Source organism: Isoptericola sp. NPDC057391 (genome assembly GCF_042668085.1).
In the GTDB taxonomy this organism is placed as follows: Bacteria; Actinomycetota; Actinomycetes; order Actinomycetales; family Cellulomonadaceae; genus Isoptericola.
The window spans coordinates 25,577-40,395 of the sequence record NZ_JBHVBO010000005.1; the positions used below are offsets into that span (position 1 = coordinate 25,577).

A 14,819-nucleotide genomic window follows, 5' to 3' on the forward strand; every position below is an offset into this window, starting at 1 on the left:
CGACCGGTAGGAACAGGGGCAGCATTCCGAGTATGGAGGTGAGGCCGCGGTGCGCGCGCTGCGTGAGCGCGACCTGGAGGCCGCCTACCAGGCGGCCGACGACGAGTGGTACGCCTCGGACGACGCCGCTGCGTGGGACGCGGTGACCGGCGACGGGACGGAGACCCCGCGTGCGGCGCGGTGACGTCTGGGAGATCGACCTGATGCCGGTGCCGGGCTCGGAGGCCGACCAGCGTCGACCCGCGGTGATCGTGTCGAACGACGCCCGCAACCGCACCGCGCAGCGCAGCGGCAGAGGAGTCCGGACCGTCGTGCCGCTGACGAGCAACACGGCGCGGGTCCTGCCCTTCCAGGTGCTGATCGCCGCCGACGACGGCAACGGCTTGGGCGTCGACTCCAAGGCGCAGGCGGAACAGGTGCGCTCGGTCGACCTGGCGCGCTTCGGGCGCCGTCTGGGCGCCCTGTCCGCCGAGCAGGTGGCCGCCCTCGACGATGCCCTCCTGCTGCACCTGGCGCTGGGCTGATCGCGGTCAGGGCTGGAAGACGCAGAACTCGTTGCCCTCGGGGTCGGCCATGACGGTCCAGCCGATCTCGTCGTCCTGCGCCCGCAGCACGCGGGCGCCGCGGGCGACGAGGTCGTCGAGCGTCACGCCGTCGTTCAGCGTGACGTCCCAGTGCCAGCGGTTCTTGACCGTCTTCGGCTCGGGCACGGGGACGAAGTCGAACGACTCGAACGGCACGCCCGCGCCGCGGTCCAGGTACGCATAGGCGCCGCCCTCGTGACCGTCCCAGGTCAGGTCGCCGCCCAGCAGTCCGTGCCAGAACTCCGCGACCACCGCGTAGTCGGTGCAGTCGACGACGATGTCCTTGAGCCGGTAGTCCGGCACCTCGTCATAGGTGAAGACGCAGAGCTCCCCGCCCTCGGGGTCCGCCAGCGTCGTGTAGTGGAACCGCCCGGGCTCGGACAGGCGCGGCTGGTCGGGGAACTCGTCGAGCGACCGGGCCCGCACGTCGGGGTGCACGCGGTGCTTCACGGACTTCGCCTCGGGCACGCTGTTGACCCAGATCGTCCGCTCACGCACGGCGTCGGGGCCCGGGTCACGCAGGACGACGTCGCCGTCGTCCAGCGGCTCCACGCGCAGCCCCAGCGTCCGCGCCCAGAACTCGCCCAGGGCGGCAGCGTCCGTCGCGTCGACGCACAGGTCCTTGAAAGTCACGAGGCTCATGACCGGTCACCCTAGAACGTCTGTGGGCGCTCGTTCGGCACTATTCCGTCGAGGAACAGCGCCGAACGAGCGCCCACAACGACAGGCCGGGTCAGCCGGTGTTCTGCAGGCCCGCGGAGACGCCGTTCACGGTGAGCAGCAGCAGGTGCTGCCAGCGGTCCTTGTGGCCGCCGTCCACCCACTCGCCGTCGTCCACGGTGAGGCCCTCGCTGACGCCCTGGCTGCGCAGCGCGCGCAGGGCGCGGACCTGGAGCAGCGACAGCGCGTCGACGTACGGGGAGCGCAGCTGCACGGCGCGGCCGAGGACGCGGCGGTTGGCGAGCGGCCACTCGTTGCCGGTCACGCGCAGCACCCACTCGCGGGTGAGCCGCAGCTCGCCGAGCACGAGCTCGGCGAGGTCGTCGCGGTCGCCGAGCGCGAGGTACTGCGCGGCGATGTCCTCCTGCGTCTTCGCGAGGCCCATCTCCACGGTGTCGAGCAGCGTGGTGAACAGGGGCCACTCGTGGTACGCGGCCTGCAGCTCCTCCAGCCCGCCCGGCTGCTCGCCGGCCGCGCGCAGCGCCGTGCCCAGCCCGAACCAGCCGGCGAGGTTGATCCGCGCCTGCGACCAGGAGAACACCCACGGGATGGCGCGCAGGTCGTCGAGCGAGTTGACCGACAGGCCGCGCTTGGCCGGGCGGGAGCCGATCGGCAGCAGGCCGACCTCCTCCAGCGGCGTCACCTGCGCGAACCACTGCGGGAAGCCCTCGGACTTCACCAGCCCGTGGAAGGCGGCGCGCGACGTCTCGTCGAGGGCGGCGGCCAGGGGCGCGAACCGCTCCCGGGCCTCGGCGTTGCGCTTCTCGACCGTCGGGGCCGAGGCGAGCAGCGTCGCCGCGGCGACCTGCTCGATGTGGCGCGCGGCGATCGTCGGGTCCCCGTAGCGGGCGAGGATGACCTCGCCCTGCTCGGTGAGCTTGAACCGGCCGTCCACCGAGTGCGGCGGCTGGGCGAGCACCGCGCGGTTGGCGGGGCCGCCGCCGCGGCCGAGCGAGCCGCCGCGGCCGTGGAACTGGGTGAGGGTGATGTCGTGGCGCTGCGCCCACTCGGCGATGCGCGACTGCGCCTTGTGCAGGGCGAGGGTCGCGGCGACCGGGCCGACGTCCTTCGACGAGTCGGAGTAGCCGAGCATGACCTCGACGCGCCGGCCGTTCTCCGCGAGGCGGCGCTGCACCTCGGGGAACTCCAGCATCGCCTCGAGGATGTCGACCGAGTTCTCCAGGTCGTCGAAGGTCTCGAACAGCGGCACCGCGTCGACGACGGGGGCGTCGTCGCTGCCCTCGAACGCGAGCGCGGCGAGCCGGTAGACGGCGGCGAGGTGCTCGGGCGCCTGCGTGAACGACACGATGTAGCGGCGGGCGGCGCGGATGCCGAACCGCTTCTGCACGGCACCGAGGGCGCGGTAGGTGTCGAGCACCTCGACCGTGCGCTCGGACAGGTCGCCGTGGATGCCCTTCTCGTCGATCTCGGCGAGGGCCGCGGCGTGCACCTGCGAGTGCTGGCGCACCTCCAGCTCGGCGAGGTGGAACCCGAAGGTCTGCACCTGCCACACGAGCTTCTGCAGGTCGCCGTACGCGGCGCGCGGGGCGCCCGCCTCGACGAGGGAGCGCTGCACGACCTCGAGGTCGGCGACGAGCTCCTCCGGCTCCCGGTAGCCCAGGTCGGCGTCACGGCGGCGGGTCGCGGCGACCCGGCCGGCGATGGCGAGCACGGCGGCCCGGTGCGGCTCGTTCGGCGAGTCGGCGGCGGCGCGGGTGACCAGCTCGTCGGAGAGCTGCCGCATCCGCTGCCACAGCGACTTGAGCTCCGCCGACGCCGGCGTGCCCTCCTCGTCGAGCGTGAGCTTGCGCCCCGTCTCGACCGCCGCCTTCTCGAGCGCGCCGAGCGCGTGCTCGGCGGCGAGGGTCGCGGCCTGGCGCGTGACCTCGGCCGTGACGTTCGGGTTGCCGTCGCGGTCGCCGCCGATCCAGGAGCCGAGGTGGACGAACGGGCGCGCGACGGGCGGCACGCTGCCGGCCTCGCCGTCGAGCAGCCAGTCGTCCAGGCGGCGGTACACCTCGGGGAAGGTGGAGAACATGGTGGCGTCGAAGACGCCCATCGCGGTCTTCACCTCGTCCAGCACGGACGGCTTGTGCGCGCGGATGGGCGACGTGCGCCACATGGTGTCGATCTCGGCGAGCAGACGGCGCTCGTTCTCGGCGAGCGTGGTGCCGCCGGGGCGCGTCGTGTCACGGTCGGCCACCAGCCCGGAGATGCGGCGGACGGCGCCCGAGACGGCGCGGCGGCGGGCCTCGGTGGGGTGCGCGGTGAGGACCGGGCGGAACTCGATCTCGCCCAGGCGCCGCAGCGCCTCGTCGCGGCCGACCTCCTCCGCGAGCTGCGTGAAGGCCTGCGGCAGCGAGTCCTCGATGACGACGCCCGACGCCGCCTCCGACTCGCGCGCCCGCAGCACGCGGACGCGGTGGTACTCCTCCGCGAGGTTCGCCAAGTGGAAGTAGCAGGTGAAGGCGCGTGCCACCTGCTCGGCTCGCTCCGGACTGAAGCCGGCCACGACCTCGGCCGCCTCCGCCAGCGTCGCGCCGCCGTCGTCCGCCCCGTAGGCGCGGATGGTCAGGCCGCGGAGACGCTCCACGTCGTCGAGCAGGCTCTGCCCGCCCGCCTCCTTCAGCACGGTGCCGAGCAGCCCGCCCAGGAGGCGGATGTCGTCGCGCAGAGGGTCGGGCATCTCGTGGCGTGCCACCACGCGTTCGATCGAGCCGGTGGATCCCAGGTTCTCGCTCACGGGACTAGAGGGTAAGCCGTCTCGCCGGGCGGGCGTCGAGCCGTCCGGCAGGTGACCCCGGCACTGTGGCTCAGCCCACCCAGGACGGGTCGTCGAGGAGCTCCTGCAGCTCGTTCACCAGGCGCGACGTGTGGAAGCCGTCGGCGGCGGCGTGGTGGACCTGCACGGCGAGGGGCAGCAGCAGCCGGCCGTCCCGCTCGACGTACCGGCCCAGCGTGACGATCGGCGCCAGGTGGTTCCACGCGTCCCGGATGTTCAGCGTGAAGCCGGTGAACGACGCCCACGGCAGGCTGGACACGTCGAACGCGTTCGGCGGCGGCGCGCCCTGCGGGAAGAACGCCGTCGACCCCCCGTGCTCGGCCCGCACCGCGGTGGTGGCGTCGTGAAACGCGCCGAAGTCGGCGTCGTAGGGCGTCCAGACGCACGAGAACGTCTCTTGTTCCACGTGGAACACCGTGAACGCCGGGTGCACGACCGGCCAGACGGCCGGCGCACCGTCACCCGTGAGGACCATGCGGAACTCGTCGTGCCGGTTCACGACGGTCGCCAGCGCCCACACCTGCGCCACGTACGTCCGGCGCGACGACGCCCGCAGCGCGGCGGCGAACGCCGTCGCGTCCAGCTCCACCGTCATCGCGTACGTGCACGGCGACGCCCGGTAGTGCTCGAAGTGCTGGCGGCGCGGCCAGGTGTCCAGGTCGACGGGGACGGGGGCGGGGTCGGTGGTGGCGCGGCTGTCCATGCGCCCAGCGTCGCAGCGGGGCGCGCTGCCGGGCACAGCAATTTCGGCCCCGGGGCGCGCCCGGTGCGACTAGAGCTCGACGACGACTTTGCCCTTCGCGCGCCCCTGCTCCAGGTATGCGAAGGCGCGCGGGATGTCGGCGAACGAGAACGTCCGGTCGATCACGGGCCGCAGGTGGCCGCCGTCGACGAGGCCGGCGAGTTCGGTCAGGTCGGCGCCGCTCGGGTGCATGAAGAGGTACCGGTAGCGCACCCCCGCGCGCCGGGCCCGGCGGCGGATCGCGGTGCTGGCCGCCCACAGGAGGCCCGCCTTGAGGGGACCGGCGTCCAGGTCGACGCGCGCCGTCGTCGCATCGGGGAGGCCTGCCACGGAGACGACGGTCCGGCCCGGCCTCAGGATCGTGAAGGCGTCGGTGAGGTCCTGCCCGCCGGTGAGGTCGAACGCGCCGTCGTAGTCGTGCAGGACGTCGGCGAAGCGTTCGGCGCGGTAGTCCACCACCCGGGTGGCGCCGAGCGAGCGCACGAGGGCCGTGCCGCGGGCGGACGCCGTCGTCGTCACCTCCGCACCGAGCCAGACCGCGAGCTGGATCGCGAGGGTGCCGACCCCGCCCGCGCCGCCGGTGACGAGCACCCGGTCCCCGGGCGCCACCGTCAGCTCGTCGCGCAGGGCCTGCAAGGCGGTGAGCCCGGCCAGCGGCAGCGACGCGGCCTCGACGAACCCGAGCGACGCGGGCATGGCCGCCACCAGGTCCTCCGCGACGGCGGCGTACTCGGCGAACGCGCCCAGCCGCCGCTTGTCGACCCGCGCGAAGACCCTGTCCCCCACGGCGAACCGCGTGACACCGGGGCCGACCGCCGCCACCTCGCCGGCGAGCTCGCTGCCCGCGACCAGCGGGAGGCGGAGCCGGGTGATCACCCGCAGGCCGCCGTCGCGCGTCTTGTAGTCGATCGGGTTGAGCCCCGCCGCCCGCACGCGGACCAGCACCTCGCCGGGCCCCGCGGCCGGGCGCGGCACCTCGCGCAGCTCCATCACGCCCGGGTGGCCGTAGCGCCTCAGCACGTACCCCTGCACGTCGGTCCCTTCCGTCGGTGGCCCGATTGTCTCCCCGATGGGCCCCGGACGTGGGACGACGGGCCTGGGCGTTCCCGCCCCGACAGTGCTTGACTCTCGCCCGTGGACAACCGTGAACGCATGGCCGCCGGCCTGATCTACGACCCGAACCAGGCCGACCTCGCCGCCGAGCAGACCCAGGCCCTGGAGCTGCTGTACGACTTCAACGCGACCCGACCGTCGCAGGGCGCGCGCCGTGCGGAGCTGCTGCGGGAGATGTTCGCCTCCGTGGGCACGGACGCCTACATCGAGCCGCCGCTGCATGCGAACTGGGCGGGGCGCCGGGTCCACGTCGGCGAGCGGTTCTACGCCAACTTCAACCTGACGCTCGTCGACGACGGCCCGATCCGGATCGGGGACCACGTGCTGATCGGCCCCAACGTGACGATCACGACCGCGGGCCACCCGCTCGACCCCGACCTCCGCAGGGACGCCGCGCAGTTCAACCTCCCCGTCACCATCGGCGACAACGTCTGGATCGGCTCCGGCGTCTCGATCATGCCCGGCGTGTCCATCGGCGACGACTCCGTGATCGGTGCCGGCTCGGTCGTCACGCGGGACGTCCCCGCCGGCGTCGTCGCCGTCGGCTCCCCCTGCCGCGTGCTGCGGGAGATCGGCGACCACGACCGGGAGTTCTACTGGCGGGACCGGCGGATCGACGACGGGGTGCGGTAGCCGCGCTCGGGCGCACGGCCGCCGCCCTCTCGAGGTCCACCCTCACAGCACGGCCGAGGCCAGCGTCTCGCCGCCCGCGTCGGCGATCTCGACGCGGGCGATGCGGTCCAGCGGCACCGACGACGCCGCGCCGAGGCCGGTGGAGGCCGTCCCCGACCCGGTCCACGTCGCGGCGACGGTGCGACCCTCGTCGTCGTCCACCAGGACGAGCTCGTAGGTCGCGACGCCCGCGGCGTCATAGGCCCCCGCGCGCGGCGGGTAGGTGCAGCTCCACTCCAGGCTGGTCCCCCACGGCCGGGGCGTCGCGGTGAGCGACGCCCGCACGTCGACCGCGCCCACCGGCTCGAGGTCCACGGCCGTGACCTGCGCGACGGGCGGGGGCGAGGGCGCCTGTCCCGGGCCCTCCCCCGCGCCGCCCAGCGCCAGCCCCGCGCCGACGCCGCCCACCAGCAGCGCCGACGCGGCGACGGCGGCCAGGGACCGCCGGCGGCGGCGCGAGCGCCGGGCCGCCCCCGCCAGGGCCGCGAGGGGCACGACGTCCGCCAGGTCGCCGTCGTCGCCCCCGCCCGCCGCCCTGCCCGGGCCCGCGTCCGTGTCCCGCGGGGCGGTCGCGATGGCGTGCTCCGCGGGCACGGAGGCGAGCAGCCCGGGCATGCCTGCGAGCTCTGCGACGGCCGCCCGGCACGCGTCGCAGCCGGCCAGGTGCTGCTCGTAGGCGCGCCGGTCGGCCGGGCTGAGCGCGCCCAGGACGTACGCGGCGTCCCACTCGCGGTACGGGTCGGTCGGCGCGGTCATGGCGTCACTCCCTTCTCCTGCAGGGCGAGGCGCAGCGCGCGCAGGGCGTAGTGCATCCGCGACTTCACCGTCCCGGCGGGGACGTCGAGCTCGTCGGCCAGCTCCGCGACCGACCGGCCACGGTAGTAGGCGCCCACGACGACGGCGCGGTGCTCGGCCGAGAGCTCCGCGAGCGCGTCGGCGACGAGCCAGGCGTCCAGGACGGCCTGGGTGCGGTCGGGCTCGGGCTGCTCGGGCAGGTGGCCGGTGGTGCGCTCGCGGGCGTGTCGCGCGCTGCGGAGCTGGTCGACCACGAGATGGCGCGCCACCGTGAACAGCCAGGCGCGCACGGACTCCTCCGGGCGCTCCAGCACCTCGGGGTGCCGCCACAGGCGCAGCAGCGACTCCTGCACCACGTCCTGCGCGTCGGCGTCGGCGGGCACCAGCCGCGCGACGAAGCGCTGCAGGTCCGGGGCGTGCGCGGCGTGGATGGCCTCGAGGAGCCGCTCGTCGGCGCGGGACCGCGGCGTCACGACCGCTCCAGCACCAGCGAGATCTCGACGGCGCCCTCCTGGTCGACGCGGACGAAGCCGAGCGACGGCGCCGCGACGTCGAAGTCCGCGAACGTCACCGGCACGGCGGCGACGACCTGCACGCCGTCCCCGACCGCCGCGACCTGCGCCTCGGCCACGACGTCGCGCGCCACGCCGTGCACCGTCAGCTCGCCCGGCAGGTCCACCTCGGTGGCGCCGGCGGCGAGCGGGACGGGCTCGGTGACCGTGAACCCTGCGGTCGGGAACGTGCCCACCTCCATCACGCTGCCACGGAAGTACGCGTCCCGCGGCGGTTCGTCGGTCGCGATGCTCGCGACGTCGACCGTCACCTCGCCCGACGTCAGTGCGCCGCCCTCGACGGTCACGCTGCCGGTCACCCGGTCGGTCCGCCCCGTGACGGTCACGTCCTCGCCCCGCAGCACCTCGTGGACCCGGTAGCCGGCCTCCGACCCGGACGCCACGGTCCACGTGCCGTCGAGGTCCGCCGGGTCGGCGAGCGGAGCCCCCGACGTGGAGAGCGTCGGGACCTCCGCCGCGGCGCGGTTGGCGTGGTCGGCGTACAGACCGGGCCCGACGAGCACGGCGGCGCCGCCGAGCAGGACCAGCCCGGCTCCCGCACCCACCAGCACCTTCGTCCGTCGGCGCACGACCGCCCCTTCCGCCCCGGGCCGCGCCCGCCCGCGCGGCTCCACCCCCCACGACGGGGCAGGGCGCCCCGGGGTTCAGGTGAACCGCCGGCGCCGCGGTCTCGTCGTCCTCCACGGGAGCACCTGTCCCGGGCGCCCGAGCCGAAGGAGTCATCATGCGCATCACGAGCTCACGACTGGCCGCCCTCGCCGCCGCGGCGACGCTCGCCGGGTCCCTCGCCGCGTGCGGCGGGAGCAGCGGCGGTGGCGGCTACGGGGGCGGCGGCCCCGCGACGGACGGCACGACCGGCGGCGCGTCGACCGGGGCGGCCGGCGCCGGCGTGCTGTCCACCGCCGACAGCGACCTGGGCACGATCGTCGTGGACGGCCAGGGCATGACCGTCTACTACTACACGCCCGACGAGCCCGGGTCGGGCGAGAGCGTGTGCACGGGCGAGTGCCTGGCCGCGTGGCCGCCGGTGCACGCCGGAGACGGCACGCCCCAGGTGCAGGGCGTGACGGCCGAGGTCGGCACGATCACCGGCAACGACGGCGAGCCGCAGGTGACCCTCGACGGGCGCCCCCTCTACCTGTACGCGGGCGACGCCGCGCCGGGCGACGTCGCGGGCCAGGGCCTCGAGGACGTCTGGTGGGTGGTGGCGCCCGACGGCGCCGAGATCACCACGGCGCCGGACATGGGCGCGGGCTACTGACGCGCGTCGTCACGACCCGGCGTGCCGCCGCAGGATCGCGGCGGCGTCCGTGCCGCGCGGCAGGACGCCGTACCCGTGGCCGCGGCCCGGGCCGAGCCGGGCGGCCACGAACGCGTCGGCCGACGCCTGCGGCGCGTACCGCACCATGAGCGACGCCTGCAGCCCGACGGCGAGCGCCTCGACGACGCGGCGCGCGGAGGCCTGCTGCTCGGCGGGGTCCGCGCCGGCGAGCCCGGCGAGCAGGTCGCGGGTGGCGGCGAGGTGCGCGTCGAGGTCCCGGTGGGCGCCGGCCGCGAGCGCCAGCTCGGCGTCCACGGCGGCCAGCGATGCCGGCTCGCGCGTCATGGCGCGCAGGACGTCGAGCGCGACGACGTTGCCCGACCCCTCCCAGATCGCCATGACCGGCTGCTCGCGGTAGCGCCGGGCCAGCGGGAACGCCTCGGTGTAGCCGTTGCCGCCGAGGCACTCCATCGCCTCGTAGGCGTGCTGCGGGCCGCGCTTGCACACCCAGTACTTGGCGGCGGCGGTGGCCAGGCGGCGGAACGCCCGCTCGCCGTCGTCACCGTCACCGTCCCCTGCGTCGTACGCCGCCGCGAGCCGCATCGCGGTGAGCGTCGCGGCCTCGGACTCCAGCGCGAGGTCGGCGAGCACCGCCGTCATCGCGGGCTGGTCGACGAGGCGGGCGCCGAACGCCGTCCGGTGCCGGGCGTGCCACAGCGCCTCCGCGACCCCCTGGCGCATCCCGGCCGCGCTGCCGTGCACGCAGTCGAGCCGGGTGCGCTGCACCATCTCGAGGATGGTGCGCACGCCGCGCCCGGGCTCCCCCACCAGGTGCCCGACCGTGCCGTCGAGCTCGACCTCGCCCGAGGCGTTGGACCGGTTGCCGAGCTTGTCCTTGAGCCGCTGGAGGCGGAACACGTTGCGGGTGCCGTCCTCGAGCACCCGCGGCACGAGGAAGCAGGACTGGCCGTCCGGCGCCTGCGCGAGCACGAGGAACGCGTCCGACATCGGTGCCGAGCAGAACCACTTGTGGCCGGTGAGCAGGTGCGTGCCGTCGCCGGCCGGCACGGCGCGGGTCGTGTTGGCCCGCACGTCGCTGCCGCCCTGCTTCTCCGTCATCGCCATGCCCACGAGCGCGCCGGGCTTGGTGCCGGGCGCCGCCAGCGCGCCGTCGTACCCGGTGGCGAGCAGGCGCGGCTCCCAGAGCGCCGCCAGGTCGGGCGCGTGCCGCAGGCTGGCCACGGCGGCGTGCGTCATCGACACCGGGCAGGCGTGGCCGGGCTCCACCTGCCCGAACAAGGAGAACAGGGCACCGCGGACGACGTCCGCCCCCGGCCGCGGGTCCGCCCACGCGCTCGTGTGCGCGCCGCGGGCGACGGCCGCGGAGATCACCTCGTGGTACGCGGGGTGGTACTCGACCTCGTCGACCCGGCGCCCGCGGCGGTCGTGGGTGCGCAGCACGGGCTCGTGGGTGTTCGCCAGCTCCGCGGCCCGCTGGAACGCCGCGCTCCCGACGTGCGCTCCCGCCTCGACGAGCCGCTCCTCGCCCCAGCCGCCGCCGAAGGCGTGCACGGCGTCGCGCAGCACCGGGAAGTCGAGGTACTCGTTGACGTCCACCCGCTCCGGCGGCTGGTTGGTCACCTCGTGCGTGCGGTGCCCGCCCGCGTGCACGTCCTCGTCGACGGTCACGGCGGCTCCTTCCTCGGTCCGTCAGGAGGCGTACGCGCCCTGCCACACGGTGTCGAACGGCGTGCGGGCCTCGACGCGCGCCTCGATGCCCTGCGTCACCATGTCCTTCGCGACGCGGACCGCCTCGGGCACGTCCGCACCCTTGGCGAGCTCCGCGGTGATGGCGGCGGCGAACGTGCAGCCGGCGCCCGAGACGCGCTCCTCGCCCACCTTGGGCGTGGCGTAGACGGTCACCTCGTCGCCGTCGAACAGCACGTCGACGGCGTCCGGGCCGGGCAGCTCGACGCCGCCCTTCGCGACGACGTACCGGCGGCCGTGGCCGTCGCCCAGCCGGGCGTGGATGCGGCGCGCGGCCTCGATCAGCTCCTCGACGGAGGTGATGTCGTCCATCCCGGCGAGCGTCTTGGCCTCGAACAGGTTGGGCGTCACGACCGTGGCCAGCGGGAGCACCCGCTCGCGCAGCGCGGTGTCGGTGTCGAGGGCGGCGCCGGGCTCCTGGCCCTTGCAGATCAGCACGGGGTCGAGGACGACGTGCCGCCACGGCTGCGTCTCCAGCGAGCGGGCGACGACGTCGATCGTCGCGGGCGTGCCGAGCATCCCGATCTTCACCACGTCCAGCGCGTGGGTGGACGTCGCGGCCTCGAACTGGTCCGCGATGACCTGCGGCTCGACGGGGACGAACCGGTGGCCCCAGTCGTGCTTCGGGTCGAACGAGACGATGCAGGTCAGCGTCCCCACCCCGTAGGTACCGAGCTGCTGGAAGGTCTTGAGGTCGGCCTGGATCCCGGCCCCTCCCGTGGCCTCGGACCCGGCGATGACGTACGCGAGCGGCGGCGTGGTGCTCATGGTGGGCCAGCCTACGACGGTGTCGCCGGCACTCCGTAGGGTGGGGCGTATGAGCGTGAAGATCGGTGCGCACGTCGGGCTGCAGGACGCGGTGGCGGAGGCGAAGGACATCGGGGCCGAGGTGGTCCAGGTGTTCCTGTCCGACCCGCAGGCGTGGAAGGTGCCGCCGCTCGACTACCCCGGCGGCGCGGAGGCGTTCCGCGAGGAGACGACGGCCGCGGGGCTGGACGTCTTCGTGCACTCCCCGTACGTCATCAACGTGGCGTCCACCAACAACCGCATCCGCATCCCCAGCCGCAAGCTGCTGCAGCAGATCATGACCGGGGCCGAGGCGATCGGGGCCAAGGGCGTCGTCGTGCACGGCGGGCACGTCACCGCGAAGGACGACCCGGACGTGGGCTTCGAGAACTGGCGCAAGGCGATCGACGCGCTCGAGACCGACGTGCCGGTGCTCATCGAGAACACCGCGGGCGGCGACTTCTCGATGGCGCGCCGCCTCGACCGGCTGGAGCAGCTGTGGGCCGCGGTGATGCGGGCGAACGGCGCCGAGAACGTCGGCTTCACGCTCGACACGTGCCACGCCTGGGCCGGCGGCATCGACCTCGCCACGGCGGTGGACGACATCCGCGCGATCACCGGCCGCATCGACCTGGTGCACGCGAACGACTCCCGGGACACAGCGGGCTCCGGTGCCGACCGGCACGCGCACTTCGGCGACGGGAACATCCCGCCCGAGCTGCTCGTGGGCGTGATCGCGGCCGCCGGCGCTCCCGTCGTGTGCGAGACGCACGGCGACATGGGTCCGGACATCGCCTGGCTGCGGGAGCGCCTCGCCGCCTGACGGCCTGTGGACGACGGGCGTCCACGGACGCGCGGGTCCGCCACGATCGGTGGCGTGAGCACCTCCTGGAACAGCCCCGAGGGCGCCGAGGACGACCTGGAGCTCGCGCGGCGGCGGGCCGTCGACCCGCCGGCGCGCGACACGCCGACGGACGACGGGTCGGAGCCGCTCAGCCGGTCGCGAGCCCGGCGTCGTGCACGACGATGGCGGCCTGCACGCGGTTGGCGGCGTCCAGCTTGGTGAGGATGCGCGACACGTGCGTCTTCACCGTCGGGACGCTCATGTAGAGCTCGGCGGCGATCTCGGCGTTGGACAGCCCGCGCGCGACGGCGAGGGCGACGTCGCGCTCGCGGTCGGTCAGCGTCTCCAGCCGCGCGGCGGCGACCCGCCGGCCGTCGGGGGCGGAGCGGTCGGTGACCTGCGCGATGAGCTGCTCCGCGACGCGCGGGGACAGGGTCGGCTCGCCCGCCGCGGCCGCACGGACGGCGGCGACCAGGCGGTCCGGCGGGGTGTCCTTGAGCAGGAACCCGGCGGCGCCCGCGCGGAGGGCCTCGACGATCATGTCGTCCGCGTCGAAGGTGGTGAGCACGATGACCCGCGCGTCGGGCACCGACCGGAGCCGGCGCGTCGCCTCGATGCCGTCCAGGCGGGGCATGCGGATGTCCATGAGGACGACGTCGGGCCGTTCACGCGTCACGACGTCCAGCGCCTCGAGCCCGTCCGCCGCCGTCGCGACGACCTCGAGGTCCGCGTCGCCGCCCAGGATGAGGGTGAGCCCGGAGCGCACCAGCGCGTCGTCGTCGACCAGGACCACGCGCGTCTTCTCGCTCATGCCGCCCACGGTAGCCACGCCTCCAGGACGAACGCCGCGGCGCGCCCGTCGCGCGACGTCGGGTCCGTCGTCGTGCCGTACGACAGGCGGCCGCCGACGAGCTCCACGCGCTCCGTCAGCCCCACCAGGCCGAGGCCCGACGGCGGAGGCGGCGCGGGCGCCTCGGGCACCGGCCCGACGGTACGCACCGGGTTGCGCACGACGATCGTCAGCCCCTCGCCGGGCGCACCCGCCACGGACACGGCCACCGGCGCCCACGGGGCGTGCTTGCGCGCGTTCGTCAGCCCCTCCTGCACGATCCGGTACGCATGCCGGCTGACCGCCTCGCCGAGGCCGCCCGTGCGCTCCGCCAGGTCGTCGACCCGCCCCTCGACGCGGACGTCGGCGCCGTTCGCGCGGGCCTCGGCGAACAGTTCGGCGAGGTCGGCCAACGACGGCTGCGGCGGCTCCGGCGGCGCGGCCCCGTCCCCCGCGAGCGGGTCGCGCAGCACACCCAGCACCTCCCGTAGCTCGGTCAGGGCGGCGTGGGCGTTGTCCCGCACGACGCCGGCCGTCTCGGCCACCTTCTCCGGCGGCAGGTCCGTGCGGTAGGCCAGGGCCCCCGCGTGCATCGCGACGAGCGAGATGCGGTGCGCGAGCACGTCGTGCATCTCCCGCGCGATGCGCGTGCGCTCCGCCGTCCGCGCCTGCCCCACCCGGCTCGCCTGCTCCCGCTCCGCCGTCTCGGCGCGCTCCTGCAGCGACGCGAGGTGCTCCCGGCGCAGGCCGATGTACGCGCCGATCCAGACGAACAGGGCGTACATGACAGCACCGCCGACGAGCTCGACCCACCGGTCGTACGGCTCGGGGGTGACGTACGGGTGCAGCGAGCTGTGCACGCGCCCCGCGGCCACGAACACGACGCCGACGACGGCGACCTTCCACCAACGCCGGGTCGTGGCCAGCGAGATGACCGCGATCGTCTCGGCGCCGACCACCAGGGACGAGACCGTCGCCGCGGCGCTCAGCACCAGGGCGATCGTCAGGGGTGCCTTGCGGCGCAGGGGCAGCAGCGCCAGGCCCACCAGGCCGACGACGAAGTCCAGGGCCCACTGCGTGTCGGACATCTGCCGCTGGCCGGTGTCCACCTCCCAGGCGACGAGCACCATCACCATCAGGCCGCTGAGGAGGGCCACCAGCAGGCGCCACGTCTCGCCCCACACCCGGCGGGCTCGGGACGGACGGGCAGGGACGGTCGGCACGACGTCGAGCCTAGGCAGCCGCGGGGCCGCGGGCATCCGCCGGTGGTCGGCGCCGCATCCTCCGGAAGGAGGACACGAACCATCCCGTCGCCGGACGCGGCGCCCGCCCGCGCCCGGGCAGGGTGGAGC

The 14,819-nt window shown here is 74.9% G+C and carries 16 protein-coding genes; 5 read left to right on the forward strand and 11 right to left on the reverse strand.

Features of this window, described 5'->3' with window-relative positions; all coding sequences use genetic code 11:
• Nucleotides 1-49 precede the first annotated feature (49 nt).
• Together ACFUVW_RS01410 and ACFUVW_RS01415 are read left to right on the forward strand one after the other, a co-directional pair.
• On the forward strand, nucleotides 50-184 hold the full coding sequence (locus tag ACFUVW_RS01410) for a hypothetical protein (RefSeq protein ID WP_430569559.1): 135 nt from the start codon (nucleotides 50-52) through the stop codon (nucleotides 182-184).
• Nucleotides 171-524, forward strand: a complete 354-nt coding sequence (locus ACFUVW_RS01415) for a type II toxin-antitoxin system PemK/MazF family toxin (protein ID WP_430569560.1) — start codon at nucleotides 171-173, stop codon at nucleotides 522-524. Before ACFUVW_RS01410 ends, ACFUVW_RS01415 begins: the two co-directional genes overlap by 14 nt.
• Nucleotides 525-530: 6 nt before the next feature.
• Here the strand turns inward: ACFUVW_RS01415 and ACFUVW_RS01420 are convergent, their stop codons facing one another.
• From ACFUVW_RS01420 to ACFUVW_RS01435, 4 genes are all read right to left on the reverse strand, one after another.
• The gene (locus tag ACFUVW_RS01420; protein WP_430569561.1) at nucleotides 531-1,226 is read right to left on the reverse strand and encodes a VOC family protein; all 696 of its coding nucleotides are present in this window, start codon (nucleotides 1,224-1,226) and stop codon (nucleotides 531-533) included.
• A gap of 91 nt (nucleotides 1,227-1,317) precedes the next feature.
• The gene (locus ACFUVW_RS01425) at nucleotides 1,318-3,990 is read right to left on the reverse strand and encodes a phosphoenolpyruvate carboxylase (RefSeq protein WP_430569593.1); all 2,673 of its coding nucleotides are present in this window, start codon (nucleotides 3,988-3,990) and stop codon (nucleotides 1,318-1,320) included.
• A 127-nt stretch (nucleotides 3,991-4,117) separates the two neighbouring features.
• Nucleotides 4,118-4,789: a CatA-like O-acetyltransferase gene (locus ACFUVW_RS01430; protein ID WP_430569562.1), complete on the reverse strand. Its 672-nt coding sequence runs from the start codon at nucleotides 4,787-4,789 to the stop codon at nucleotides 4,118-4,120.
• A gap of 69 nt (nucleotides 4,790-4,858) precedes the next feature.
• Nucleotides 4,859-5,860, reverse strand: a complete 1,002-nt coding sequence (locus tag ACFUVW_RS01435; protein WP_430569563.1) for an NADP-dependent oxidoreductase — start codon at nucleotides 5,858-5,860, stop codon at nucleotides 4,859-4,861.
• A gap of 102 nt (nucleotides 5,861-5,962) precedes the next feature.
• Between ACFUVW_RS01435 and ACFUVW_RS01440 the strand changes: the two genes are divergently transcribed.
• Nucleotides 5,963-6,574 carry a sugar O-acetyltransferase gene (locus ACFUVW_RS01440; protein WP_430569564.1) on the forward strand — a complete coding sequence of 204 codons (612 nt, stop codon included), beginning with the start codon at nucleotides 5,963-5,965 and terminating at the stop codon, nucleotides 6,572-6,574.
• Nucleotides 6,575-6,616: 42 nt separating this feature from the next.
• On the opposite strand, the gene ACFUVW_RS01445 is transcribed toward ACFUVW_RS01440, so the two are convergent.
• From ACFUVW_RS01445 to ACFUVW_RS01455, 3 genes are read right to left on the reverse strand one after another with little or no spacing between them, the layout of a single operon-like run.
• Complete coding sequence (locus ACFUVW_RS01445) at nucleotides 6,617-7,369, reverse strand: anti-sigma factor family protein (RefSeq protein ID WP_430569565.1); 753 nt, start codon at nucleotides 7,367-7,369, stop codon at nucleotides 6,617-6,619.
• The gene (locus ACFUVW_RS01450) at nucleotides 7,366-7,881 is read right to left on the reverse strand and encodes a sigma-70 family RNA polymerase sigma factor (protein ID WP_430569566.1); all 516 of its coding nucleotides are present in this window, start codon (nucleotides 7,879-7,881) and stop codon (nucleotides 7,366-7,368) included. The genes ACFUVW_RS01445 and ACFUVW_RS01450 overlap by 4 nt, the downstream gene beginning before the upstream one ends.
• Complete coding sequence (locus tag ACFUVW_RS01455; protein WP_430569567.1) at nucleotides 7,878-8,549, reverse strand: YceI family protein; 672 nt, start codon at nucleotides 8,547-8,549, stop codon at nucleotides 7,878-7,880. The genes ACFUVW_RS01450 and ACFUVW_RS01455 overlap by 4 nt, the downstream gene beginning before the upstream one ends.
• 155 nt (nucleotides 8,550-8,704) lie before the next feature.
• Between ACFUVW_RS01455 and ACFUVW_RS01460 the strand changes: the two genes are divergently transcribed.
• Nucleotides 8,705-9,241 (forward strand): hypothetical protein, encoded by a 537-nt coding sequence (locus ACFUVW_RS01460; protein WP_430569568.1) that lies wholly within the window; start codon nucleotides 8,705-8,707, stop codon nucleotides 9,239-9,241.
• Nucleotides 9,242-9,250: 9 nt separating this feature from the next.
• On the opposite strand, the gene ACFUVW_RS01465 is transcribed toward ACFUVW_RS01460, so the two are convergent.
• Together ACFUVW_RS01465 and ACFUVW_RS01470 are read right to left on the reverse strand one after the other, a co-directional pair.
• Nucleotides 9,251-10,930, reverse strand: a complete 1,680-nt coding sequence (locus ACFUVW_RS01465) for an acyl-CoA dehydrogenase family protein (RefSeq protein WP_430569569.1) — start codon at nucleotides 10,928-10,930, stop codon at nucleotides 9,251-9,253.
• Nucleotides 10,931-10,951: 21 nt separating this feature from the next.
• Complete coding sequence (locus ACFUVW_RS01470; protein WP_430569570.1) at nucleotides 10,952-11,776, reverse strand: hydroxymethylpyrimidine/phosphomethylpyrimidine kinase; 825 nt, start codon at nucleotides 11,774-11,776, stop codon at nucleotides 10,952-10,954.
• Between the two features lie 49 nt (nucleotides 11,777-11,825).
• On the opposite strand from ACFUVW_RS01470, the gene ACFUVW_RS01475 reads away from it, so the two are divergent.
• On the forward strand, nucleotides 11,826-12,617 hold the full coding sequence (locus ACFUVW_RS01475; protein ID WP_430569571.1) for a deoxyribonuclease IV: 792 nt from the start codon (nucleotides 11,826-11,828) through the stop codon (nucleotides 12,615-12,617).
• Nucleotides 12,618-12,786: 169 nt separating this feature from the next.
• Here the strand turns inward: ACFUVW_RS01475 and ACFUVW_RS01480 are convergent, their stop codons facing one another.
• Together ACFUVW_RS01480 and ACFUVW_RS01485 are read right to left on the reverse strand one after the other, a co-directional pair.
• Nucleotides 12,787-13,449, reverse strand: a complete 663-nt coding sequence (locus ACFUVW_RS01480) for a response regulator (protein ID WP_430569572.1) — start codon at nucleotides 13,447-13,449, stop codon at nucleotides 12,787-12,789.
• Nucleotides 13,446-14,690, reverse strand: a complete 1,245-nt coding sequence (locus tag ACFUVW_RS01485; protein ID WP_430569573.1) for a sensor histidine kinase — start codon at nucleotides 14,688-14,690, stop codon at nucleotides 13,446-13,448. The genes ACFUVW_RS01480 and ACFUVW_RS01485 overlap by 4 nt, the downstream gene beginning before the upstream one ends.
• Nucleotides 14,691-14,819: the final 129 nt, after the last annotated feature.